This window comes from Candidatus Methylacidiphilales bacterium (assembly GCA_028713655.1).
Classification (GTDB): Bacteria; Verrucomicrobiota; Verrucomicrobiia; order Methylacidiphilales; family JAAUTS01; genus JAQTNW01.
Window position 1 is genome coordinate 104,802 of the sequence record JAQTNW010000001.1, and the last position, 24,597, is coordinate 129,398.

Sequence of the window (24,597 nt, forward strand, 5' to 3'; positions counted from 1 at the left end):
GTATCATGACACGCACTGAACTACGCGAAAAACTCCGCCAAAAATTTTCCTCGGAAACGTGGAAGGATATTCTGCCCCGGCTATTTCCCGGCACGGCCTTCTTTCAAGCTCCGCAGGAAGTCATTGCAGATGGAGAAGTGGCTAAAAGTATCCGTCAAACGGGATTCCTCCCGCTGGCCGATGACAGTCGCTTGGGATTATTTGAAGTGGAGATAGCCAGCGAACACACGGTCATTGCCCGCAATCGCGTTGGCCTTCGTGCACTTGTAGCCAAGCTGGTAGATCAGGCCGCCATTCACGGGGCCTTGGTGCTGTTTTATCGCCCCAGCAGCCAGGAATACCGACTTTCCTTCATCACAAAGCAATCAAGTTTTACCGTAGACGGGAAACTTCAGACAACCGAGACGGCCCCCAAGCGTTACACCTATGTCCTTGGCCCAGAGGAGCCCTGTACAACGGCCACCCAACGCTTGGGTGAATTGCTGGAACGGGATGCCCGTCCCACTTTGGATTCGGTCACCCAAGCTTTCTCGGTCGCACGTGTAACCCGTGAATTTTACAAAGCCATTGAACAACATCATGCCGATCTAAAAGAGCACTTGGAAAAGATCAAGCGCATCAAAGGGTTTGAAGAACCGCGTATTCGCGCTCAGTTTGCCACCCGTCTTCTGGGACGATTAGTATTCCTCCGATTTTTGGCCAAGAAAGGCATTGTCCCCATTGCCCTGTTCGATCCAGAGAATGAACGGGACGTCACTTTTTATCAGAAAACTCTTGGGGCTCTTTTCTTTCAGACCTTAAACAAGCCAAAGGAAGACCGTCCGGCCAACTTGCCACCGGAGTTTTCCAAGGTTCCTTATCTCAATGGCGGTTTGTTTGAACCGCATGACCCCCATGACGGTTGGCCCAATCCTTCGTTTTATATTCCCCCGGAGTGGTTCAAGAATCTGTTTGAAACCTTCCAAGCATACAACTTCACCGTCGATGAAAACTCGCTTCAGGATGTCGAAATCGCCGTTGACCCGGAAATGTTGGGGCAAATCTTTGAAAATTTGCTTGCCACAGTCAACACTGAGACAGGCCAGAGCGCCCGTGATGCACACGGCACGTTTTATACTCCGCGTGAAGTAGTAGATTATCTTTGTCGCCAAGGTGTACGCCTCAGGCTTCAGAACCTGTTCCCTGAAGTAAAAGAAGACCAGTGGGAAGCATTGTTTGCGCAATCTTCTGGAACCGCCTTGGCGGAGTTCTCCGTGGACAAAGGAAGACTGCTTGACTCCCTGGACAAACTAAAAATCTTTGACCCTGCGGTTGGCTCCGGGGCTTTCCCCATAGGTATTCTGCACGTTCTGGCGGAACTTTACGAAAAACTGGATGACCACTTTGACGCCTACAAAATTAAACTGAGGATCATTAAAAATAACCTCTACGGAGCGGACATTGAACCAATGGCAATTGAATTGGCAAAGCTCCGCTGCTGGCTGTCGCTTATGGTTGAATCCGACAGAATAAAAGTCCTGCCCTTGCCCAATTTGGATCTCAAATTTTTCTGCCTAAATACTTTATTTGATCCGCCGCCTTTGGATCGGGAAGATCTATTCTTACGGGATGGATTGATTGAACTGTACGATTTAGAACAGGATTTCTTCGGCTGCAACGCCAAGGAAAAGCCAGCCCGCCGTCTGGCCATTGGAAAGAAACTCGATGAGCTTTATCAAGGTGTCCGCAGCCAGTATGTCCGCACCGCTTTAAAAAAGGGAACCGAGTCCAAAAAACGAAAGAGCGCCTTGGACGCCGCCAGCCTTTATCCCGAAAACAAAACCTTGTTCCAAGACTGGCTTAATCAGGGCACTCACGCCCTGCCGTTCTTCCCGAAGGAATTGCTCTGTCCGGATGTCTTCCCGCTCCAATCCGTCACGGGCGGCACGGTTCTGAACAACCTACTTTTGGTCAACCAGATTAAGGGCCAGCAGGAGCTGGTGACCAAAAAACAACCGCCCCGCAGTGGGTTTGATGTGGTTGTGGCCAATCCTCCATATGTGAGGCAGGAAGACATCAAAGAGCTCAAGCCTCGGCTAGAACACTACGAATGCTTCAAGGGTACCGCAGATTTGTATGTCTATTTTTACGAGCGTTCTGTGCAGTTGTTGACTAGAGGTGGATCGCTGGCCTTCATCACATCGAATAAATATTTCCGCGCGGGTTATGGCGATAAATTGCGTGGTTTTCTGGCGGAAAGGCATACCCTGCATCAGGTCATTGATTTCGGGGATGCTCCGGTCTTCACCGCCGTTGCCTATCCCAGCATCGTGCTGCTTACGAAGGAACAGCCCGATTCCGGGGAGGTGAAAGCCATGACGTGGGAACCGGGGTCACCAGTGGAGGATTTTGCCCGCATCTTTTCGGCCCAAAGCTTCTTTATTCAACAAAATCTATTCACGGCAGAAAGCTGGAGGATTGAGCGGCCCGACGTGCTAGCCCTGCTGAAACGGCTAAAAGAATACGGTACGCCTCTGGGCGAATATATCAATCGGCGGCTCTATCGCGGCATTTTAACCGGTATGAATGATGCATTCGTAGTGGATAGGGAAACAAGAGATGCCTTGATTGCAAAGCACCCCTCCTCAGAAGTGGTGCTGAAACCGTTTTTGCGAGGACGAGATGTGAAACGTTGGCGCACAGAATTTGACGCTCAGTTTCTGATTAAAATCGAATCATCTGAAAATGCCACACACCCTTGGACTGGGGAGAAAGATTCGGAAGCTTGGAAGACTTTTGGTGAAATCTATCCAGCGATTAAGTGCTTTATGGAGGGCCTGGAAGACATAAAGCTTGAAGAGCCTGATAAACGCGGCTGCAAAAATAAGTTTGAACAACTAAAAAGTCGTGACGATCAAGGGAAATATTTCTGGGAGTTGCGTTCGTGCGCCTACTGGAAAGAGTTCGAAAATCCTAAAATTATCATTCCGGCAATCGAAAAAGATTGCGCATATGCTCCAGAACTTAACGGTTTTTATTCAAACGACAAAACCTCAATTTGCGTCACATCTGAAATCGACTTTTTACTAGCTCAACTAAATTCATCGGTTCTGTTTTGGCTTATCCGTAAAACGGCAGCCACAAAACAAGGCGGTTTTTATGAATTTAAGCCAATGTATGTGGAGGCTCTGCCTATTGTATCAGCCACAGAAATTCAAAAGAGATTGGTGGAACGCATTGTTTCAATTTTAATTTCGGGTGGAACAACTCCACTACTTGAATCCATCCTAAACGCCTTGATTTACGAACTCTATTTTCCAGAGGAATTACACATTGCAAATCTTCGCTTCTTTGATCTCGTAGACAAAACTGGCTTACCAGAAGCCGGTGATGCCAAGGCCATTACTGCTTTCACACAAGTCATGACCGACCCAAACCACGTTCTACGCCGCGCCCTATTTACTTTGGGTTCATTGCCAATTGTCCGTCTGATTGAATCGAAACAATGAAAATCCAGAAGATCATTCTGAACAACTTTCGTGGGTTTCCCGGTCCACTGGATTACGAATTTAAACTAAATGGAAATAATCTGCTTTTATTCGGAGAAAATGGGAGCGGTAAATCCAGTCTTTATCGTGCTCTGGTTGAGTTGTTTCAGCCGGATAATCTACTTACAAAATCAGGTGCTAAAAAACCATTTTCTTCGTTTCGCAATGCCTTTGCCAGAGACAATAACAACCAACTGCTGGCCACGGGAAAAGTCAGAATTGAATTTGATCGACCTGAACTGACTGCGGAATGGTCAGAGACTCAAGAGCGTTCACCGCACATGCAGGATGCTCCAACAGAGTTAAATCTGACAGCAAGAAGTATTGGCTGCCTCGACTACCGAGCCATGCTTGAAACTAACTTCGTTCATCGCCATGGCAGGGTTAATTTGTTCTCGCTAATCGTGGAGCATCTCCTTGCTCACATACCTATTTCAAGCCACAGGAAAAGTGATGAAACTTTGGGAATTGCTTGGAAGCGTGTGCTTGCAGTCAAGCCTTCCAGTCATCGCGGAAGCCGTTGGAGAAACCGAGTTAAAAATGCGGAGGCCTTTTGGAACAACACTTTGCCTCCATTGTTAGGTTTATTGACTGATGAAGTTAACAAGCTTTTAGGTGACTTCAAAGCCACCGGACTAACCGTCAAACTCACTCCAGGCACATTAAAATACAGCGAAACCGCCAGAAAATTTTACGGGATGGATGTGTGGCTAGATGCAACTCTGAACACTGAAACTCCGGAGGAACCACAACACTTCTTGAATGAAGCTCGTCTTTCAGCCCTTGCTTTATCCTTGTTTTTGGCAGGGTACAAAATGAGCATCCATGAGCCTAGTCCCGGAGAAATAGAAAGTGCGCGAGTACTTGTTCTGGATGATGTATTAATTGGATTAGATATGGATAATCGAGTTCCTGTTTTAGACATCTTGCGCAATTTATTCGCTACCTGGCAGATATTACTGTTAACACATGATCGGCCTTGGTTTGAGATCGCTAAACAGCGATTACGTCCAGGAGGAAACTGGCAGGCATTTGAGGCCTATTCTCGACGTGTAGGAGACCATGAACAACCCATAGTTTTGGACGACTCCGATTTACTTCTTAGGGCGCTTGAATATTTTGAAGTTGGCCATGTTAAGTCTGCAGCAGTTTATGCTAGAGAACAGTTTGAAGTCACACTTAAATGGGCCTGTGAAACTTTCGCCATTCCTGTTCGCTTCCGTACATCTTTTCGTGATGTAAAAGCAAACGATTTGTGGACAGCTTTGAAGGACGCGCAAAGAAAGATTCCTTTGCCTGCCGAGTATTGCACTATTGCCGCTGGCAAAACCATTAGACTGCCAGTTAAATCCCAGAGTGTTCGGATCATTCCTGAAAAATTGGTTGAAAGAGTTGGATACGCACTGAGTTGGGTGTTAAATCCCCTTAGCCATTCCGAGCCTGTTAGCCGTTATAGTCGAGAGATTGAAGATGCCATTTTCGCAGTGGACGAACTTGATCGAACAGTGCGTCAATCCGCGCTTGATGCTCACAACGAACTCATTCTACAACGCAGATTTCTTGTTGGTTTGTTAAAAAGAAAGCCAGTATCATCTGAAGTCGAAAACCCAGTAGACTTGGCTTGAGCAATAGAACGCAATCAGTCAAAATAGACCCTTAATGCCAGTTCAGTTTACAGACAGTGAAATCCAAGCGCTTCTTCTTGAGGGAAAGCCGCTGCCTGCTGACTACGCACTCAGGGTTGTGACCAAAGCCAAGCGCGGACATCGAGAGCGGGAATTGGCCGTAGAGGGTGAGGCAGGCAGTGATTTTGTCCTAAAGTTGCGCCAATCCTCCATTAACCCACTGGATTTTTCCGTGATTTTGTGTGTTGTTCCCAAAGGGAAAAATGAGGAATTTCGCCTAAGACGGCATAACGGAAAAAGTCACGAACACACGAATAAATTGGAGCGGGTCAAGATGTATGATTACCACATACACATGGCCACAGAACGTTATCAGCGAACAGGTTGGGAAGAGGACTCTTACGCTGAACCTACGAACCGATATCAGGACTTTCAAGGAGCCTTGCAGTCTATGCTGCAAGATGCCAACTTTATCCTGCCAGCTAATGCTCAGATTGAGCTCATTTGATTAAACTGCGATGACAACAGACACAATCATACAAGACTTTAAACGCAAAGTATGCGAGGAAGTGCGCGTAGAACCGGAGGGCATGAATCGCTACCGGGTTTTTACCCCCTTCATGTTCCAAGACGGTGATCATCTGGCTGTGGTTTTGCGCCATGAAGATGGCAAGTGGATTCTTGCCGATGAAGGCCATACTTACATGCATTTGACCTACGAGATTGACGAAGCATCCCTTCAAAAAGGAACGCGTCAGCAAATTATTAGCAATGCCCTGGATGCTTTCCAAGTAGAAGATAAGGACGGAGAACTCCTAATGCGGATTGAGAAAGATCGCTACGGTGATGCTCTGTTTAGTTTTGTCCAGGCATTGATCAAAATATCTGATGTTACCTACCTTTCACGGGAACGAGTACGGTCAACTTTCATGGAGGATTTTGAAGGCTTTATGACGCAGACAATTCCGGCCAGCCGAAGAGCTTTCAACTGGCACGATCCTCAAAATGACTCTGAAGGTAAATATCTGGTCGATTGTAAACTTAATGGTATGGAAAAACCGATTTACATATTTGCATTGCCAAATGACGACAAGGTAAGGGATTCAACTATTTCATTGCTTAACTTTGAGCGGTGGGGACACAAGTTCCGCTCGCTGGCCATTTTTGAAGAGCAGGAGTCAATCAACCGCAAGGTTTTGTCCCGATTTAGTGATGTTTGCGAAAAACAATATTCCAGCCTTGGAGCTAACAAAGAGCGCATCTCTAAATTCTTGGGTGAAGCCCTCGCTGCATGATTGCTTTTGCAGCAAAGCCTGAACTAAGAAAGTATGGCATTAATAACAAATAAAAACGGGCAATTTTTCCGCTCTGTTGTTTGGGAAAGTGAGAAGGATTTTGAAGGTCACATTGGCCAATTGGCGGACCGTCTTTTTGGTGAAACGTCGATTTATATTTCCATCAAACGGAAAGTCAGTAAGGGCGATATTAGCTGCATCCCGGATGCCTACGTTCTGGACTTGGCTGACCCCATTTCACCAAAACTTTACGTAATAGAAATCGAAATCCATTCACACGATTTGTATAAACACATTACTGAGCAACTCATCCGATTCGCAGTCAGTTTTTCAAAAGACCAGTTGCCAGTACGCAGATTTTTAGGAGTTCACGTTTTCAATGACTCGGCTTTCCGAAAGAAATTGTTATGCGCTCAGAAGCAATCCAAAGCAGAAAACTTGGATGCTTACCTCGACCTGGCCGTCCTTAATCAGCCCTTCAACGGCCTTGTTGTCATCGACAACAGGACGGAGGACTTGGACAACGTTTGTAAAGTATTCGCGAAACCGATTAGCGTTCTTGAGGTGCAGGCCTTCAAAAGCGATAAGGGCGAAATGCTTTATGAAATTGAAACCCTATACGGGGAAGAAGAGGACATTAATTTTGCCGCATCAGGTTCAAAGGGCACAGTAAACAAAAACTCCAAAAAAGCTGAGTTACATCGGCAACGACGTTTGACCTGTGACACCCTGGTTGTGCCTGCGCGGCCAGAAGGCTTTAAAGACACTTTTTTAGGCAGAAATCGTTGGTGGGCGGTTCGTATTAGTCCCGGTATGCTGGATCGCATCAAATATCTAGCGGCCTATCAAGTGCGCCCCATTAGTGCAGTCACACATATTGCGGAAGTGCAGCAAATCCGCCCATACGGAAACGAGGGTAAATATGAACTTGTGTTTTCCGGCCCAGCTAAAAAGATCAAACAAATCAGGCTAAAGAAATCAACTAAAGCACCCTACGGCCCCGTTTATGTTCGTAGGACCGACCTGCTCAAGGCTCGTTCCTTTGAAGATGCGCTACGTGCCCATTAAGGTCAGAGGCTTGGCCCGGAGATGTCTCTGGTTTTGGCTACGGGACGTTTGACTGTGATATCTAAGGTTAGTTCTCCAACTGCGAGCTCAAATCTTCCAATCTTTCGCACAAGATGCTCACAACAGATGTCAACTGCTGCACTGAGGCCGCCAAGGCCGCTTGCTCCTGCTGCTGCAACTGCTTGCGCTCGGAACAGGCCTGCAAGGCTGCGGACAAGAGTTTGAACTGCTCGGCCAAACCAGTTACTTGTCCTTGATGCGAAGCTTCCAGACTCTCCAAGGATTGTTGAAAATGGGTTAGTATTTCGCTCGGTTTCATAAGTCGGTTTCTGTTGTTGGGTTGGTAAAAAAGTCGGTGGACTCTGCGGAGGAGTTATGGAAATTTCAGCGGAAGTTTTAGGTAGGTCTTTTTGATGCCTTAGTTGCCGTTTTTTTTCAGCTCGGATTGCCATTTCATGACGAGCTGACTGGCGGATTGCCCGCCGTTCTTTCTCAACTTTGAGCCGTTCCATTGCCTCCTCTAATTCCTGCCTTTTGGTAATAGAGGGCTGTGTATTTTGATTACATATTTCGGTGCAAAAATCAGCTCTGTAATATGCTCCACGAAGGCCCGTGAACTTTTCGTCAGAGTGTTTTTTTATTTTTAAATATTCAGCCGGAAGTTTGCCCTTTTTACTGCGCTTAATTTCATAGCCTTGGGCTTCCAAATAGAGCACAACATCATCCCGTTTGGTAATCGTTCCGGCGGCAATTTCATGCTGAATAAGTGCGTCAATTTCACTGATAAAATCCTTACTGGCTTTTGCAATCCGTAACGGAATGGATGTCATTTTTTTGCGGCTTGGATCGTCGGGCCGGGTGTAACCTTCCCGCAAATTTATGGTGTCTCTCAGTGCGTTCATTAAACGCCGGTCACGTGCGTCCAGATAAATTGTCAATTGCCTTCCTGATAATAGATTTATTTGGGGCATCAAAAAATGAAGCTCTGTCCGGCCTTTGTCGGTATGCCTAACCCAAAGCTTGTTTATCGCATTGCTAGGAAGACCAGAAGAAATTGCCTCTTCAAATTCTTCAATATGCTGGGTGACTTTTTCAGGCGTTATCGCCTCATTGAATGATAAACACCCCGAGCAAAAACGTTGTGAAAAATCCAAAGTCGAGATCAGTTCTTCAGTTATAACTGGATCACCACGAAGCACCATCGCCGTAGGATTTCTGACGAGGTAAGCCACATTTGCACGCTCGCCACCAAAAAAACTGATTACCATAGTTCACCCTCTAACTTGTTCAGGATTGCCAGCAGTGCCGCTTGTAATTTTACGCAGTAGATAGCTGAAATTGATGGGTGTTCATTCACGGCTCGGGAAATGCTTTGTAGTTGGCTCAAAATCTGTGCCTTCCAAAGTATTTCAGTGGAATCAATCGGTGCGTTGGGCATGCCCTCTGGTTGCTTTGTGCCAAGCAATAGTGCCCGCACCAACGCGGGAACTTTCCGGCGCTGGTAACGTGCAAAGATGGCGGCTTCTTCCGCGTCATTCAGTCTGACGCGGAGCCATCGGTTACGCTTTTCCTGGGGGTTCATGGGGGCTTTATGCAGGGGTTCCAAGGGGGCGGAACGCCCCCTTGGCGAGGTAGGCGTGAGCACTCCAAGTGATACACGCCTAACCTCGCCGTAGTTATTCATAGCATGTGCTTGGTGTATAGAGTGATTGCCCAAAGTGCCGCACAAAGTGCCGCACAAAGTACAAACCCCGAGCCAAATCCTATGAGTGCCCATTTCCAGTCTTTAGCTTTGTCTCTTTTATACAGTATCTCAATCGTGATCCGGGCTTCGTGAAGTTGTTCGCTCAGTGCTACATTTTCGTTCTCCAAATGGTTAATCCTACTGTCCTTCTGTTTGTCTGACTTCTGTAGGTCTTTGATCTTTTTCTTGTCCTGCACTCCTTCCGCTTCCATTTTTGCCCAATCCTTAGTGGGTATTTTATCGTAATCGGGGTAGTCCTCATAGGATTCCTCTGAAAGCTTCCTGCGAATAACGCCGACAAGAATGAACGGCACACGGCTGGATTTAATAGCCTGACCAATAAGCCAAGCGGTCTCTTTGGTGCTAGCCTTCTCCGTGAGCTTGAGTTCAACTGTTTCCCACGAATCGGTCTCGCAGTAGTGAAAAACAACGGCCGCATATCCGCCTGCTTCAGTCGGTCGTAGGTTACGAATTCGGCCAGAATCAAAATGTTCCCTGCGGCCTGCTGACAACCAAATTCCAGGGCTGCTTTTGCTTTCAATTTTAAACCCTTTGGACTCCAGTTCCGTTTGATCTTCAGGGGTTAAAGATCCATTCGATAGATTACGCTGCAAAGCAAGAGGAGGAGTCGGTGGATTTCTTAAAATGCGCTCCATTCGTTCCGCCAAACTCTCTAGCTTTTTCGGTGCTTCATTCTTTGGATTTTCTGGGGGGTTGGGTTCTGATGAATCAGGGTCTTCGGGGTCGAAACCAATCATACATTTTCCTCCGTTTTTCTGGTGTATTTTTTTCTGCTTTTTCCGTCCAGTGCTTCCACAAAGGACATTAACTCTGTCTTGTCTTCATCCAGAACTTTTGTGGCTCTGGTTCGTGCCAATTCCAAGGCCTTCGGGGGTGGGTTAGTGATCCCGATAGCCTTGAAACGCTCCTCAAGATCAATTATATAGTTTGGGTTCATTGTGTTGTCCTTTTTGGTTTATTTATGGAAAAAATGGGTTTGCGCACCATGCGGCATACGCTTTCCTGTTATCATCATCCCAGTGGCAAACGGCATAAGTGCTATCGAATGGCCACTTCCGAAGGCACCAAACATGAAGCAAGAACTGCCCAACAAGCTGTTCGCCGCTACTCCAGTTGGGCATTCTGGAATTGATGTCGCTAGGGCTGAAGCGCTGTTTAGAAAAAACCAGATGCAACTTCGACCGGAAACAAGGGAATGTACACGCGAGGCGGTACAAATTCGCTGTCGGCGGGTCAAAGTTAACAGGTGGATGAGTTGGAGATACGGTAGATTTATAGTTCATGGGTTCTTTTTAGTTGGATTTCCGCCTCCCGCACTTCCGCTGGGAAGGCGTCTTTTTTTAAGATGCGAAATTTCAGACGGTAGGGGCGGAGGTAGTTCGCCTCTGACAAAGATCCTCTGTAATGCCCGTTCAGCAGAATCGGTCCAAATAAGCGTTTCCCGTCCGGGGCCACCAATGCGGTAAAATTCAAGCCAGCCAGTCTCAGTTTTAGAAACTCTTAGCAGCCGGTCTATTAATTTTGATTGCCCACCTGAAGCAAGTTTTAATGTGCGAACTGTGGTCACGAAGGGGCGCACTCCCTCAACAAGTAAACTTGGGAGACTGGCCCGGCTACTTATTTTACCACATGGCCGTGAAGTATAATTGTGGATCGAGTCAGGACTGACTTCGTCACAAATACCTGAGGTCCCAACCGTCACAGACGACTGAGTTGCACTGCCTAAAGTGGGTGCTTTTAGTGGCGTCTGCATGACCGCTTCAGCCCTTGCTGAAGCGGAGTGGACTGGTTACCACTCGTGCTTCCATCCGGTTCCTGCGCGGACCATAGCAGGCAATTAATGTCCTTTAGTAACCCCAACAACAGCATCTTACGCTACAATGAAATCAAAGTCAAATCGTCCAAGGTGGTAAACAATGCAAAATCTGGACAATTTTCTGGACAAAAATAACAGCTTTGCCAAACGTTGCTTAACTTTGCCAATGAAAATCTGTCAGGCAGAGAAATACCCCTAAGAATCTCAAAACAAGATACTTAGGGGTATTTAAAGTGGTTGCGGGGGCAGGATTTGAACCTGCGGCCTTCAGGTTATGAGCCTGACGAGCTACCTGGCTGCTCCACCCCGCGATTGAGGAAATGTAAGGATAGTGATTCGGCCGGTGTTGTCAACCTCTTGCTCGAAGCGAAGCACGGCTTTCGCCGGGGAGGGGCTTATTTCAGGCGGCCTCGCCCTCCCGATTTCAACTTCTCGAACTCCTCAAGCGCCATGCCCACCACCTGGTCCATATTGTAATAGCGGTACGTCGCAAGCCGGCCGACAAAACTGACCTTTTTCTCCGCCTCGGTTTGTAGCCGGTATTTTTCATACAGCGCCCGGGCATCGGGCGCAGGTACGGGGTAATACGGCTCCATGCCGGGCCCGAAATCTTCAGGATATTCCCGCACAATCGTCGTCACCGGCAGTTTCTGGCCGGTCGCGTGTTTCATTTCCACGATCCGTGTGAAATCGTAGTCGTTCGGATAATTCACCTGCAGCGCAGGTTGGTAATATTCCTGGGGCAGGGTTTCGGGTTCGAAACGCAGGGAGCGGTACGGCAAGACGCCGTGGCAGCAGTCGTAAAAGGCATCCACCGGCCCTGTATAAATCATGTGCCCGTATTCCACCTGCGGCAGGATTTCGCGATAATCCGTGTTGAGGAGAATCCGGATCTTCGGATGCGCCGTCATGCGCTCAAACATCCGGGTGTATCCTTCCTTGGGCAGCGCCTGGAATTTTTCAGATAAATAACGGTCATCCCGGTTGGTGCGGATCGGAATGCGCCCGCAGACGCCGGCATCGAGCTCCCTGGGGTCGCGGCGCCATTGTTTGCGGGTGTAATTTTTGAAAAACATCTCATACAACTTCCATCCCACCTGGGAAACAATGACCTCTTCCGAATTCGCCGGACTTGATATCGGCACGCGCCACTGCGCCAGGGTTTTTTCCATTTCCTCCGTCGTGGAAGGTTTTCCCAGCAACTGCTCGAATGTGTTCAGGTTGATAGGGAACTGCCAGTAACGGCCCTGGGTCCACGACAGGATTTTGTATTCGACCGGGTGCCAGTCCGTAAACTGGCTGAGGTATTTGACGATACGGTCCGAGTTGCTGCGGAAATAATGCGGGCCGTAGGCATGGAGCAAAACGCCTGCGCTGTCCGTGTGATCATACGCATTTCCCCCGATGTGGTTGCGCTTTTCAACGATCAGGCAGGATTTGCCTGACTGGGAAGCCAGCCGCTCGGCCAGGACAGATCCGGCAAAGCCGGCGCCCACGATCAGATAATCAAATTTATTCACGTATTCCTCAAACCGCGTTTATACCTGCCTGCCGGTTGATTCCAAGCTCCGCCTGAATGAGAATTATTTTGAATTGGAACTGCCTTATCTTGAGTCGGTTTTGCAAGAGCCTGCTTATCCCCGGCGTTTTACTTCCCGCCAACGGGTGAAAATATCTGAGGGGAAATTTTCGTGACGCGCGTGAGATAGGCAGGCTGGGGTCTTAAATTCAGTTTCACATTTGTAATCGGGCCGGTTACGCTTTCGCAACAGTTATGGAGGACGATGCTCTTATTCAGGACTCTGCCCACAAAACGTCGCTTTTGACGCGTTTTTTGTCGATTGCGACTATCATCCTGGCCGGAATCCTGGCCTCAGCCACGACACTGGTATGGGGAGGCATGTCTCATGATTTTGCCGTCTGGCTTTTTCCATTGGGCGCGCTGCTCTGGCTGCTGATTGTGGTGGCCGTTATCCGCAATATCAGGCGCAAGGCCCTAACGGGAAGCTGGCTTGAAATCGTAGTGATGGCTTGGCTGGCCTATGCCGTTTTTTCGCATTACCGGACCCCGGCGGAGTATCCGGCCCGTTTTGAACTGCTCTGGATTTTCACATATGCGGCGGTTTTTATCGCCGTGCGCAATGTGGTCCACAACCAGAAATGGTATATTGGATTGCTGGCTCTGTTGATTGTGGCGGCAACAGTATCCTGCATTTACGGCCTCGGTAACAAAGGCGATGCCCAATATCTCATCTGGGACCAACCCCGTCCGGACTATGGGCAGAGAATTTCAGGAACGTTCGGCTGTCCGAATCATTTCGGCAATCTCATGGCCATGACGGGATTTGCCATACTGGGGCTTTGTTTCTACAGCCGGGTCAACTGGCCTGCCCGCATTTTCTTTCTTTATCTTTTTGCGATGCTTACGGCAGGAATTTATTTCTCCTATTCACGCGGTTCCTATATCGGCTGGACAACCGGGCTCTTCGTGACGTTTCTGCTCGCGTCCAAGGATCCGCAAAAGCCTTTGCGATTGAAACTGGCGGCCTTTGCCGTTCTGATCCTTGTATTGGGGGGCTGCGTTTTCGCCGTGATAAAAAATGATTTTGCGCTTTCCCGCATCCATCAAACATTGAGCGGGGATGTCCGGGTGCTGCTTGCCCAGGATGCCATCCGGATATGGCTTAACAACAAACTGCTCGGCAGCGGCATGGCCACCTTTGACTTTGTCCATCAACGCATCCACCCGGTCAATTTCAGCGGGCGCGCGGTTTACACGCACGATGATTATCTCAACCTGCTGGCGGATTACGGCCTTGTGGGATTTGTCCTGGTTTTTGCCTTCATGGCCCTGCTGGCCTGGCGTCTCTGGCATAAACAAGCACAGTCCGACGGCACGGAACTCGAGCAGGTACTGGCACGCATCGGCTGCACGGTGCTGGCCATCATGGCCGTTCATTCTTTCGTTGATTTCAACTTTCACGTCCCGGCCTGCGCGCTGGCTTTTTTTATTTTGACAGCCTGCGGCGGCTTCCAGTTGCGGCGTAAAAGCATCCGTTCTTTTGCCGGCCAGATCCCCAACTTCGCCCTACTGGGCGCCGGCGCGGCTTCCGCAGCCCTCATGCTCTATCTGACGCTTAAAACCTCCAATGGAATGGGTTTTTTCAACCAGTCCGACAGCAGCATCATGGATATGAGCGTGGAAGATATCACAACCGCAGCCGATCAGCTTTATGATGCGGATCCCAATGCCACGGAATTGCTGGAAAAAGCGGGCGATGCTTTCAGGGTCAAAGCGGCAAATTTCAACCCCAGCATCAGCCAGGCCCGACAAGAGGGGGACAAGCCGGGCATCGAATCCTTCATCCGCGAGCGTGAACGGATTGGGTTGTTGGCGTTGAAATATTATGCCTTGGCAGGCGATTCCAATCCCCTCTATGACAACCTGCTCATCAAGCAGGGCATGACGCTGGATGTTTTGCAGCGCTACGATGAAGCCTATCTTTTTTACGCCAAGGCCATCCAAAACCAGCCTTATAATGTCTTTTTCAAATATCACTACGGCTTCCATCTGGTGGCGGCGCAAGAATATGACCTCGCGCGACAGCAATTTGAAGCCGCCCTTCAAGTCAGCGTTCTAAAAGATACCGACAAGCAAATCCGCGCTCTGGCCCGACAGGCCCTGCAATCTTTGCCCAAGCCGGGCGCGCCCGCGCCGTAAGCGGCTTTGTTGTTCAATCCCCCGAGCCGATCAAAAGGATTGCCAGACGGGCCGGTACCGTCATTTAATGAACCTTTGACAACAGCAAATAAAACGGCAAAACACACACCCAAAGTATGAGCGAAACAAAAGCTGCGGCCCCCGCCTATAATAAAAACAATCCATTTCTGGCAAAGATCACGGACAACTTCCTGCTAACCAAGGACGGCTCTGAAAAAGAGACCCGGCATCTTGTTGTCAATATCTCCGGCAGCAATCTCCAATATCAGCCGGGATATTCCCTCGGGGTTTTTCCGAAAAATCCTCCCAGCCTGGCTGCCGAAATTCTGGAAAGGCTCCACCTGGATCCCTCCCATCCCGTGCCGCAAAAGGACGGCAGCACGAAACCCCTCCTGCAAACTCTGATGGAAGACCACACCCTGAACCGTGCCGGCAAGAAATTTGTGCGGGCCGTGGCGGAAAAAATCCAGGCGGGAGCGGCAAAGGACGGGCTTTCGGCTCTTGTGGCCAATGAGGAGGAGCTTGAAACCTATGTCCACACGCGGGATTACATCGACATCCTGAATGAATTTCCTGAAGTGCGTTTCACCGCGGAAGAACTGCTTGAAAACATCGGGCGCCTGGTGCCGCGCCTGTATTCCATCGCCTCCAGCCAGGCCAAACATCCCGATGAAATCCATCTCACGGTCGCGATTGTCCGCTACACCACGCATCACCGGGAAAAGAAGGGCCTCTGTTCCGGTTTTCTGGCCGATCATACCGAACTCAACCTGGGCAACCTGCCGGTCTTTCTTGCCCCTAACAAGCATTTCAAGCTGCCGGACGACAAACAAACCCCGATCATCATGGTCGGACCCGGCACCGGCATCGCCCCCTTCCGGGCCTTCCTCGAGCAGCGCGAGGCCGAGGGCGCAACCGGCCGGAATTGGCTGTTTTTCGGGGACCAGCGCAAGGCCTCAGACTTTCTGTACGAGGACGAATTTAATAACTGGCTCAGGAAGGGGCTGCTCACGCGGTTTGACACCGCCTTTTCACGCGACCAGGCCCACAAGGTTTATGTCCAGGATCGCATGCGCGAAAACGGCGCCGAGCTGTGGAAATGGCTGCAGGAAGGCGCGTATCTTTATGTTTGCGGCGACGCCAAACGCATGGCCAAGGACGTGCACGAAACCCTCATTCAAATCGCATCACAGCACGGCGAACTCGCCTACGAAAAGGCGGAGGAATATATAGGCAAGACGCTGATGAAGGACGAAAAGCGTTACCTGCGGGACGTTTATTAAAAAGGTGATTGTACCCTCAAGCGCATCGCAAAAAAATCATGAGATAATCATGCAAGTTCACGGTTTGACTCGTCGGCCATTCGTGCCTTAAACTATCGCGCATTCCATGGCCCGACGTCGATTCACAAGCAGAGCATCCTCAGGCAGCCGCCCCCGCGGCAGGCAGCCGGCATTTTGGATCTTCATGACGGTGGTTTCCCTGCTCTTCGCGGGAGGCTGTTTGTATATGCTGTTCCAGGAAACAAACAAACCGTCCCGATCCACCAGTTTAAAAACCAGGGTGCAGGAACTGGCCCAGAAAAATCCGGAAGCGGAAGCGCTCCAGCCCGACAACGAAACTCCCAAGGTAAAAAAAAAGCCCTGACCCAGGCGCCGAAGCCGCCGAGTCCCAAGCCCTCCCTTCCATCTGTGCCGGATGAAAAAAAATCCGCCACCGTTTCTGCCGCAGTGACGCCGGAAACTCCAGCCGCAGCACCTGCGGTTGCGGCGCCAATCATTCCTTCCGCAGCTCCCGTAACCGCTTCAGCGGCGCCTCCGGTTCTCCCGCTGCCTCCCACTCCACCCGAGGCCCAACCTCAAACTCATGCCCCGGCCCCGGAGCCGCCACCTTCAACTTCCACTCCCGCGCCTCCTGAAAAATTCGGGATTCTGCCTGAAGCGCAGGCGCCGCAACTCTCGAACGAGCCTCCCAAACGCGCCGAACTTGTTGAAGCGCCTGAGCCCAAAACCGAAATGGACTACGCCGGGTGGCAGGTGCAACTCGAACGCAATCATTTTTGTTGCGGTACCATCGACGGCGATTTCGGCATGCGCAGCAAACGGGCTGTCACCCAATTCCAAAAAAACCGGGGCTTGCCGCCGACCGGTATCTTGGATGAGACGACACGCGCCGCGATCGGAATGCCTGGCAATCCGTTTACCACCTATGTGGTGACTGACGCGGATATTGCGATGATCCAGCCCGCCCCGGCGCTTTGGCGGGACAAGGCAAAGGCAACCTATCTCGGCTACAAAGACGCATGGGACATGCTTGCCGAAAAATTCCATTCCAGTCCGCAGTTTATCCAAACATTGAATCCCGGCGTCACGTCGGTGGTTTCCGGCGCCACCCTGACGGTTCCGAATCTGGAGCCCAATGTACCGCTGCCCAAGGCTGGAAAGATCACCATACTCCTCAGCGAAACCACCCTGCTTGTTTATGACAAGACTGGAAAGGTGATCGCCTGTTTTCCGTGCTCAATCGCCGCGGACAAAAACAAGCGGCCCAACGGGCAGCTGACGGTTGTCACCGGCGCCTTGAACCCAAATTATACTTTCAATCCCGATGTGTTGAAAGAGGCTGCCGCGAGGGAGGGGATCACGAACAGGATGATCATCCCGCCCGGTCCGAGAAATCCTGTCGGGCTGGCCTGGATCACGCTTTCGCTGCCGGGCTACGGAATCCACGGTACGCCCGATCCCATGGACATCTCGCGAACCGGCTCACACGGCTGCTTCCGCCTGGCCAACTGGAACGCGCTGAAACTTTTCAAGATCGTCAGCAAGGGCGTGCCGGTGGATGTGGAGGAATAGGCTGGGGCAAACGGCCCAGCACATTTCTCGCGCAAAGTACGCCATGGACGCAAAGGAAGAAAAAACAGGTTAGGGTTAGTTCAAGCCGTGTCTATCCCCCTGAAAAGGGGGAAGACAAGGGGGTTTGGCGGCAAGAGTGGATCGCCACGGCCCAGAAGACCACACACCCCGAAGCGGTCGCCGCGGCGACCTTTCTGCCCCTCTTGATAGAGGGGACTGGGTCTCGCGATGACGAAGCGCGCGGCCGTTCCTGCTCGTTTGGAATCACAGCCGGCTGATCAGCAACTGGCGTTCGAAGACCAGTTCCTTCGGCAGGTGTGTGTCGAGTTTGAGAAACAATTCCTCGTGCTGGAGCGTGAGCAGTTTCCAGCGGGCGCGGTCAATCGTCATGACTTCGTCCCACTTTTCCCGGGAATAATCCAGCCCGGTCCAGTCGATGTCCTCATAGTTCGGAATCCAACCGATGGGGCATTCCTTGGAAACAGCCCGGCCGTGAACGCGGTCCACAATCCATTTGAGGACCCGCATGTTCTCGCCGTAGCCCGGCCAAAGAAACTTGCCGTCCTTGTTTTTCCGAAACCAGTTGACGTGGAAAATTCGCGGCGTTTCGGACAAATATTTGCCCATCGTGATCCAGTGGCGGAAATAATCGCCCATGTGATATCCGCAGAACGGCAGCATCGCAAACGGATCACTGCGCAACTGCCCGATGGCGCCCGCAGCCGCGGCCGTCATTTCCGAACCCATGGTCGCACCGATATAGACGCCGTTGCTCCAATTGTACGCCTGGAAGACCAGCGGCACGTCGGACATGCGGCGGCCGCCGAAAACTATCGCGCTCAGCGGCACACCATTGGGATCTTCCCAAGCGGAGTCGATCGTCGGGCATTGGCTCGCGGGTGCCGTAAACCGCGCATTGGGGTGGGCGGCCTTGCGCCCGCAATCCGGAGTCCAATCCTGGCCGGTCCAGTCCTTGAGTTTCGCCGGCGCCTGTTCCGTCATCTCCTCCCACCAGACATCACCATCCGGGGTCAGGGCGCAATTGGTGAAAATCGTATTCCGGGACGCCGAGAGCATGGCGTTGGGATTTGACTTCATCGAAGTGCCGGGCGCAACTCCGAAATAGCCGTACTCCGGATTGATGGCATGGAGGCGGCCATCGGGTCCGGGTTTGATCCAGGCAATGTCATCCCCCACGGTCCAGACTTTCCAACCCTTGTCCAGAAACGGTTTCGGCGGGATGATCATGGCAAAATTGGTCTTGCCGCAGGCGGAGGGGAATGCGGCGGCCACATAGGTCTTTTCCCCCTTGGGATCTTCCACGCCGAGGATGAGCATGTGCTCGGCCATCCAGCCTTCATCCCTCGCCATGTTGGAGGCGATGCGAAGCGCAAAACATTTCTTGCCTAACAAAGCGTTACCGCCGTATCCGCTGCCGTACGACCAGATCTCGCGGGTCTCGGGAAAGTGGACGATGTATTTCGTTTCCTTGTTGCAGGGCCAGGATACGTCTTTCCGGCCTTTTTCCAGCGGCATGCCCACGGAATGCAGGCAGGGCACGATGAATTTTTCCGTCGTGTCCATGAAATCGAACACGCTCTGGCCCATGCGGGTCATGATGCGCATGTTCACCACGACATAGGGCGAGTCGCTCAGTTCCACGCCCACATGGCTGATTGGAGAGCCCAGCGGGCCCATGCTGAAGGGAATGACATACATCGTGCGCCCGTGCATGCAGCCTTTGAACACGCCCTTCAACAGGGTTCGCATTTCATGCGGCTCCATCCAGTTGTTGGTCGGCCCGGCGTCTTCCTTGCTCCTGCTGCAGATAAAGGTGCGGTCTTCCACTCGGGCGACATCGCTTGGGTCTGAAAAAGCGGCAAAACTGTTCGGGCGTTTCTCTGCGTTCAATTTGGTAAAGGTCCCGCTTTTGACCATCATCGCGCAAAGCTGATCGTATTCCGCCTGCGAGCCGTCGCAGAAATGAACCTGTTCCGGTTCGCATAATTCCGCCATTTTGCCGATCCATTTGAGGAGGATTTCGTTCCTGGTTTTTCCGTTGCCGACTGCTTTATAGTTCATGGGATATCTCGTTGGAGCTTGAAGCGTGTTTTATCAATAATTGTCTTGTGCCGGATGCTGCGTCCCGGTTGATTCCGAAACAGAAGCCCTCGGCGGACGAAGATTAAATATGAAGGCAGCCCGGCGATCAACTCTTTTATTAGTTTTTTTAATAATTAACTTTGATATTGGGTCTCATATTTATAAACTCATGTCTTACAGTGTATTAACCCATCAGAGATGATCTCGGTTATCCATGCCAAATTCCTGCGCAAAAGGCTTGATCGTTTTGCATCCTTCCACACTGTTTCCTGATGCCCGTTCTCTCTGTAACAAACCTGGCCAAGAACTATGGCTCGTTGGCAGCGCTCGATGGCTTGGATCTTAGCGTTGAAGCCGGACAGGTGTTCGGCTTGCTGGGCCCCAATGGCAGCGGCAAAACCACCCTGTTGGCCATCCTCCTCGATGTCATTCATTCCTCCCGCGGCAGCTTTGCGTGGTTTGACGGCCAGGAAGGACAAAATGCCCGAAAGCGCATCGGGGGACTGTTGGAAACACCGAACTTTTACCCCTACCTCAATGCCGACCAGAACCTTTCCATTGTTGCTTCGATCAAACGAGCGCCGAATCCTCAGATCGATTCGTTGCTGGAGCTGGTGCAGTTGAAGGAGCGCCGCGGTTCCGCCTACAAAACCTATTCTCTTGGAATGAAACAGCGCCTGGCGCTGGCGGCCTGTTTGGTCGGCGACCCGGATGTGTTGATACTCGACGAACCCACCAACGGCCTGGACCCCGAAGGCATGATCGAAGTGCGGCACATCATCCAAAAAATAGCCGCGCAGGGCAAAACCATCATCCTCGCCAGCCATATCCTGGATGAAGTCGAAAAAATCTGTTCCCATGTGGCCATCATCAAAAAAGGGAAACTTCTGGCGTCGGGCGCCGTCGGCTCGATCCTCAGCGACCAACCCACGGTCGAGGCCGGCGCGTCAGACATTGAAAAACTTTTCCAGCTCCTTTCCAAGACCCCCTTTGTCAAAAAAATCACCCGCAAGGACCAGCGCCTGTATCTGGAGTTGGAACCGGGGCGGCAGCCCGGCGAATTGAACCGGCTGGCCTTTGAACAGGGCATTGTCCTCGACCACCTGGTCTCGAAGCGCCAAAGCCTGGAAGTTGAATTTCTGGAGATCACACGAAAATGAACCCGCTGCACTTGTTAGAGCTCGAGTGGAAAAAATATTTTCCAAACGGAACGTTCCGCGTCATCGCCGCCCTCTATGCCGGTTCTTTTGTCCTGGTCTTGTGTTTGGCGCGTCTCATTGGCCGCAGCATGACGTTCACTTCAAACGGCGCCAGCTATAATCCCACCGCCGATCTTTTTGTTTATCCGCACAATTGGGAACTGGTGGCATGGATCGGGAGTTGGATGAATGTCTTTCTGCTCGGATTTCTGGGGGTTTTCATGATTACCCTGGAGTTCGGCAACCGGACCCTGCGGCAGAGCGTTATTTTCGGCATGACCCGGCTGGAAGTGGCCGCGTCGAAACTGGTCTGGGCCGTTGCGCTGGCTTTGGCGGCGACCGGATTCTATGTCCTCCTGGTTTTTGCCGGGGAAGTTCTGGACGGTGGGGGACTGGGTCTGCCGCAGGCGGGCTGTGTCCTGCGTTATTTCCTGCAGGCGCTGGGCTATCTTTTCCTGGGAACTTTGCTGGGTTTTTTAATCCGTCAGACGGCCCTGGCCGCATTGGCTTATCTGGCCTATGTGCTCGTTTTGGAATCGGCCTGCCGTTGGATCTTTTATTTTGCCGTGGCCAAGACCCGGCTGCTTTTGCTGCTTCCCGGCCAGGTGCTGGGCGCTTTGGCGCCGCTGCCCGTTCCGGAGTCGGTCAATCACATGGTCAACTCGAATGCAGCAACCCAGCCGCTTTCCTCCGCTGCAGTTGTGCTGGCCGCATTGCTTTACCTCGGCCTGTTTGCGGCAGTGTTTTGCCGGAGAATCGTCAAATCCGACCTCTGACCCGGATGCGTCACACGGTTCTGAAAACCCCTGCAAAGTGTCCTGCTCCAAAGTGTGGCAGGAGCAGGGGTGCGGCAACATCCGGGTTATAAGCAAAACCGCCTGAATGGGATTTTTTTGAAATGGAGCCGCCTTATTTTGAGGAGGTTCTGCAGCAGTCTTCCTGCCGGGTTTGCGCCTACGGCTTTACTTCAAGCCCGGTGCGCCGTGCAAATTTCGATTGCTGGCTGTCAAAAGTCAAAAACACGTGGATACCCAAAATCTGGACGCTTGCCACATGAAGCAAAACATCAGCGCTCGTTTTCCCGTTGTTTCAAAATAGATGCGACTGGGTTGAAAACCTTTTTGCCATGCGCTGCCTGGAGGCGCTTTTTGATGTCTGGCCAGCGGGCGCGCCTTTTGTGCGCATTGCCAGGGATCAGGATTTTTTACCGCCGGGGACAGGCTTGGGCTTGTCTTGTTTTGGTTTTTTGACTTCTTTTCGACGACTGTTGTTGCCTTTGCCCATAAACACTCCTATTTTTTCTTTTCCGCGTTCTGTCTGCTGGCAATCGCGTTTTGCTTTTGCTGGTTTGCGCCGGCCTTTTTGGCTGCCTGCTGGGATTTCTGCTTCTGATTCGATTTCGGGGATCTGTCGCCCATATGGATTTCCTTTCCTTCGGATTTAAGTTGACCCGCGGAAAAATGAAAATTCCGAAGGAAAGGACAATCTGCGCTTCTTTGCGGGGAATAGCAATCGGGATATGCCTGTGCCAGCGAGAATGGCACATTTCATGCGTGCGACTCCGCCGCCAAGTGTTCGGGATGCTCGACAATAACCTGGCGGGCGGTATTCTTAATTACGGGCAAATCATGCAGACTTGGCCTATAGAACAAACCCCGTTTCTCATCTTTGCCGCGATATGCGCCGCCGCTTTGGCGGTCCAGTATGCGTGGCTTCGGAATGTAAAATACGCGCGGTTGCCCTGGCTGGTCTGGGTTTTGGCAATCCTGTTGCTGTGCCTGGGTTGGAATATGTCGGAACAGGCCGGCCAGAGGGAACTCAATCGTATTCAAAGTCTCACGCTGGATTTTGCGCAACTCTACGCCGACGAGATGGAGAAGCGTGGACACTGGAAATTATCAAGCACTGCCGCGGCAAATGATCCGCTTTACCTGAACCTGATTCAAACCGAGATCAACTGGGAAAAATTGAACCCGGATGTCAGCGATATTTATACGCTTCGCAAACTGCCCAATGGGAAAAATGTTTTCATCGTTGATTCTGAAACGGACTACAACCACAACGGCGTGTATGACGGGGAGCGCGAGGAACGCACGCCCATCGGTGAAGTTTACGACAAGGCGGACGAAGGATTGGAACGCGCTTTTCGCGGGGAGGCCAACTTCGCCCTCGTTCCGATTACTGATCGTTGGGGCACCTGGGTCAGCGCGTATGTGCCGCTGCACGATCCTTGGGGACGGGTGGAGGGCGCACTGGGCGTGGATTTTGACGCCCACGAATTCATGAGCGCCATTCTCAACGCGAAATTACGTGTCATCAGTTTGGTGGCGTTGTTACAGCTTGTGCTGCTGGGTGCGAGCACGTTGAATTCGGTGCTGCGGGCGCAGATCGTTGAGCGCAAAAGAAATGAGGCCCAGTTATTGCAATCCCAGAAACTCGAAACCGTCGGCAAACTGGCGGGCGGTGTGGCCCACGAATTTAACAGCATCCTGACCGCCATCATCTGCCGCAGCGAATTGCTGCACGGCGATCTTCCGGCTGGGAGCCCCCTGTCCGAAAGCACGGCCGAAATCAAAAAAGCCGCCGCGCGCGCCGCGACGCTGACCCGGCAACTCCTGGCCTATGGGCGCAGACAATTCCTGCAACCGGAAGCCCTTGATCTGAACGCCGTCCTGGCCGGGATGGAAAACACCCTGCGCCATTTGATGGGCGAGGGCACGGACCTGCGCATTGTTCCGACTGCCGGACTCAAGGCGGTGAATGCGGACCTCGGACAGATAGAAGAGGTCATCATCAACCTCGCAATGAACGCTGCGGATGCCATGCCCAACGGCGGCAAACTCACGCTCGAAACCGCCAACATAACGTTCGGCGAGGAAAGCATGGGCCGTGATGCGGAATTGAAGCCGGGTGGCTATGTGATGCTGGCGATCACCGACACCGGTACAGGCATGAGCGAGGAGCTAAGGTCGCGCGTGTTCGAGCCGTTCTTTACGACCAAGGACATCGGCCAGGGCACGGGTTTGGGATTATCCAGTTGTTATGGCATCATCAAGCAAAGCGGCGGGCATATCAGCGTCTATAGCGAGCCCGGCCGGGGCACGACCTTCAAAATTTATCTACCACAAGTTGAACCGCAGACGAAGACCCCGATCCAAAGTCCCGCTCCGCCTGATTTGCCGGGCGGGACGGAAGCCGTTCTGGTGGTTGAGGACGATTCCGCCCTGCGCGAGATGGCCGCAGTCTTGTTGGCGCGACTGGGTTACACTGTATTTACAGCAGCCGATGGCAATGAAGCCCTAAAGCTGATGCAAAGGCGGGACATTAAGCGCATTGACTTGCTGTTCACCGATGTGGTCATGCCCCACATGACAGGCCAGGAATTGTCCGAACGTGTCGTTGCGTTATATCCTGGAGTGAAGATTCTCTTCACCTCCGCCTACACGGAGAATGCCATTGTGCATCAGGGCGTGCTAGACAAGGGCGCGGTGCTTCTGCAAAAACCGTTCACGCCATCCGATCTGGCCCGCAAACTGAGGGAAGTGCTGGATCAGCCGGGTGCCCCAAGTTGACATGGGCGGGTCCGCATTTTTTCTGGAATCTGGGCTTCAGCAACTTGACAT

At 51.5% G+C, this 24,597-nt stretch carries 19 protein-coding genes and 1 tRNA gene; 13 read left to right on the top strand and 7 right to left on the bottom strand.

What is annotated here, in order from left to right:
• The first annotated feature begins 5 nt into the window (after window positions 1-5).
• From PHD76_00525 to PHD76_00545, 5 genes are all read left to right on the top strand, one after another.
• Window positions 6-3,488, top strand: a complete 3,483-nt coding sequence (locus PHD76_00525) for an N-6 DNA methylase (protein ID MDD5260310.1) — start codon at window positions 6-8, stop codon at window positions 3,486-3,488.
• The gene (locus PHD76_00530; GenBank protein MDD5260311.1) at window positions 3,485-5,152 is read left to right on the top strand and encodes an AAA family ATPase; all 1,668 of its coding nucleotides are present in this window, start codon (window positions 3,485-3,487) and stop codon (window positions 5,150-5,152) included. Before PHD76_00525 ends, PHD76_00530 begins: the two co-directional genes overlap by 4 nt.
• A 34-nt stretch (window positions 5,153-5,186) precedes the next feature.
• The gene (locus PHD76_00535; protein ID MDD5260312.1) at window positions 5,187-5,660 is read left to right on the top strand and encodes a hypothetical protein; all 474 of its coding nucleotides are present in this window, start codon (window positions 5,187-5,189) and stop codon (window positions 5,658-5,660) included.
• Window positions 5,661-5,742: 82 nt separating this feature from the next.
• Complete coding sequence (locus tag PHD76_00540; protein ID MDD5260313.1) at window positions 5,743-6,447, top strand: DUF1828 domain-containing protein; 705 nt, start codon at window positions 5,743-5,745, stop codon at window positions 6,445-6,447.
• A 33-nt stretch (window positions 6,448-6,480) separates the two neighbouring features.
• Window positions 6,481-7,515, top strand: coding sequence for a hypothetical protein (locus PHD76_00545; GenBank protein ID MDD5260314.1), 1,035 nt, complete (start codon window positions 6,481-6,483; stop codon window positions 7,513-7,515).
• Between the two features lie 2 nt (window positions 7,516-7,517).
• On the opposite strand, the gene PHD76_00550 is transcribed toward PHD76_00545, so the two are convergent.
• From PHD76_00550 to glf, 6 genes are all read right to left on the bottom strand, one after another.
• Complete coding sequence (locus PHD76_00550) at window positions 7,518-8,783, bottom strand: relaxase/mobilization nuclease domain-containing protein (protein ID MDD5260315.1); 1,266 nt, start codon at window positions 8,781-8,783, stop codon at window positions 7,518-7,520.
• Entirely contained in the window at window positions 8,777-9,097 is a 321-nt protein-coding gene (locus PHD76_00555) for a hypothetical protein (GenBank protein MDD5260316.1), read from the bottom strand. The genes PHD76_00550 and PHD76_00555 overlap by 7 nt, the downstream gene beginning before the upstream one ends.
• A gap of 98 nt (window positions 9,098-9,195) precedes the next feature.
• A complete protein-coding gene (locus PHD76_00560) occupies window positions 9,196-10,017 on the bottom strand; it encodes a hypothetical protein (protein ID MDD5260317.1) in 822 nt (273 codons plus the stop codon).
• Window positions 10,014-10,217: a hypothetical protein gene (locus PHD76_00565; GenBank protein MDD5260318.1), complete on the bottom strand. Its 204-nt coding sequence runs from the start codon at window positions 10,215-10,217 to the stop codon at window positions 10,014-10,016. Before PHD76_00565 ends, PHD76_00560 begins: the two co-directional genes overlap by 4 nt.
• Before the next feature lie 1,113 nt (window positions 10,218-11,330).
• Window positions 11,331-11,407, bottom strand: a tRNA-Met gene (locus PHD76_00570).
• Window positions 11,408-11,491: 84 nt separating this feature from the next.
• Window positions 11,492-12,616, bottom strand: coding sequence for a UDP-galactopyranose mutase (gene glf / locus PHD76_00575; GenBank protein MDD5260319.1), 1,125 nt, complete (start codon window positions 12,614-12,616; stop codon window positions 11,492-11,494).
• Between the two features lie 302 nt (window positions 12,617-12,918).
• Here glf and PHD76_00580 point away from each other — a divergent pair, with 302 nt between their 5' ends.
• The 4 genes from PHD76_00580 (at window position 12,919) to PHD76_00595 (ending at window position 17,672) form a co-directional block, all read left to right on the top strand.
• On the top strand, window positions 12,919-14,817 hold the full coding sequence (locus PHD76_00580; protein ID MDD5260320.1) for an O-antigen ligase family protein: 1,899 nt from the start codon (window positions 12,919-12,921) through the stop codon (window positions 14,815-14,817).
• Between the two features lie 116 nt (window positions 14,818-14,933).
• The gene (locus tag PHD76_00585) at window positions 14,934-16,100 is read left to right on the top strand and encodes a sulfite reductase subunit alpha (GenBank protein ID MDD5260321.1); all 1,167 of its coding nucleotides are present in this window, start codon (window positions 14,934-14,936) and stop codon (window positions 16,098-16,100) included.
• 106 nt (window positions 16,101-16,206) lie between these two features.
• A complete protein-coding gene (locus tag PHD76_00590; GenBank protein MDD5260322.1) occupies window positions 16,207-16,464 on the top strand; it encodes a hypothetical protein in 258 nt (85 codons plus the stop codon).
• Between the two features lie 44 nt (window positions 16,465-16,508).
• Window positions 16,509-17,672 (top strand): L,D-transpeptidase, encoded by a 1,164-nt coding sequence (locus tag PHD76_00595; GenBank protein MDD5260323.1) that lies wholly within the window; start codon window positions 16,509-16,511, stop codon window positions 17,670-17,672.
• A gap of 264 nt (window positions 17,673-17,936) precedes the next feature.
• On the opposite strand, the gene PHD76_00600 is transcribed toward PHD76_00595, so the two are convergent.
• Window positions 17,937-19,754, bottom strand: a complete 1,818-nt coding sequence (locus PHD76_00600) for a phosphoenolpyruvate carboxykinase (GTP) (GenBank protein MDD5260324.1) — start codon at window positions 19,752-19,754, stop codon at window positions 17,937-17,939.
• Window positions 19,755-20,047: 293 nt separating this feature from the next.
• On the opposite strand from PHD76_00600, the gene PHD76_00605 reads away from it, so the two are divergent.
• The 4 genes from PHD76_00605 to PHD76_00620 all read left to right on the top strand — a co-directional run bounded on the left by PHD76_00605 (window position 20,048) and on the right by PHD76_00620 (window position 24,546).
• Window positions 20,048-20,935 carry an ABC transporter ATP-binding protein gene (locus PHD76_00605; protein MDD5260325.1) on the top strand — a complete coding sequence of 296 codons (888 nt, stop codon included), beginning with the start codon at window positions 20,048-20,050 and terminating at the stop codon, window positions 20,933-20,935.
• Window positions 20,932-21,750, top strand: a complete 819-nt coding sequence (locus tag PHD76_00610; GenBank protein ID MDD5260326.1) for a hypothetical protein — start codon at window positions 20,932-20,934, stop codon at window positions 21,748-21,750. Before PHD76_00605 ends, PHD76_00610 begins: the two co-directional genes overlap by 4 nt.
• A 350-nt stretch (window positions 21,751-22,100) precedes the next feature.
• Window positions 22,101-22,418, top strand: a complete 318-nt coding sequence (locus PHD76_00615) for a hypothetical protein (GenBank protein MDD5260327.1) — start codon at window positions 22,101-22,103, stop codon at window positions 22,416-22,418.
• A 109-nt stretch (window positions 22,419-22,527) separates the two neighbouring features.
• Entirely contained in the window at window positions 22,528-24,546 is a 2,019-nt protein-coding gene (locus PHD76_00620; GenBank protein MDD5260328.1) for an ATP-binding protein, read from the top strand.
• Window positions 24,547-24,597: the final 51 nt, after the last annotated feature.

Bases quoted from the DNA above. Each gene is read 5' to 3' on its own strand.
- PHD76_00525 (MDD5260310.1), top strand. From the start codon at position 6: ATGACACGCACTGAACTACGCGAAAAACTCCGCCAAAAATTTTCCTCG.
- PHD76_00530 (MDD5260311.1), top strand. From the start codon at position 3,485: ATGAAAATCCAGAAGATCATTCTGAACAACTTTCGTGGGTTTCCCGGT.
- PHD76_00535 (MDD5260312.1), top strand. From the start codon at position 5,187: ATGCCAGTTCAGTTTACAGACAGTGAAATCCAAGCGCTTCTTCTTGAG.
- PHD76_00540 (MDD5260313.1), top strand. From the start codon at position 5,743: ATGAATCGCTACCGGGTTTTTACCCCCTTCATGTTCCAAGACGGTGAT.
- PHD76_00545 (MDD5260314.1), top strand. From the start codon at position 6,481: ATGGCATTAATAACAAATAAAAACGGGCAATTTTTCCGCTCTGTTGTT.
- PHD76_00550 (MDD5260315.1), bottom strand. From the start codon at position 8,783: ATGGTAATCAGTTTTTTTGGTGGCGAGCGTGCAAATGTGGCTTACCTC.
- PHD76_00555 (MDD5260316.1), bottom strand. From the start codon at position 9,097: ATGAACCCCCAGGAAAAGCGTAACCGATGGCTCCGCGTCAGACTGAAT.
- PHD76_00560 (MDD5260317.1), bottom strand. From the start codon at position 10,017: ATGATTGGTTTCGACCCCGAAGACCCTGATTCATCAGAACCCAACCCC.
- PHD76_00565 (MDD5260318.1), bottom strand. From the start codon at position 10,217: ATGAACCCAAACTATATAATTGATCTTGAGGAGCGTTTCAAGGCTATC.
- PHD76_00585 (MDD5260321.1), top strand. From the start codon at position 14,934: ATGAGCGAAACAAAAGCTGCGGCCCCCGCCTATAATAAAAACAATCCA.
- PHD76_00590 (MDD5260322.1), top strand. From the start codon at position 16,207: ATGGCCCGACGTCGATTCACAAGCAGAGCATCCTCAGGCAGCCGCCCC.
- PHD76_00600 (MDD5260324.1), bottom strand. From the start codon at position 19,754: ATGAACTATAAAGCAGTCGGCAACGGAAAAACCAGGAACGAAATCCTC.
- PHD76_00605 (MDD5260325.1), top strand. From the start codon at position 20,048: ATGCCCGTTCTCTCTGTAACAAACCTGGCCAAGAACTATGGCTCGTTG.
- PHD76_00610 (MDD5260326.1), top strand. From the start codon at position 20,932: ATGAACCCGCTGCACTTGTTAGAGCTCGAGTGGAAAAAATATTTTCCA.
- PHD76_00615 (MDD5260327.1), top strand. From the start codon at position 22,101: ATGCGCTGCCTGGAGGCGCTTTTTGATGTCTGGCCAGCGGGCGCGCCT.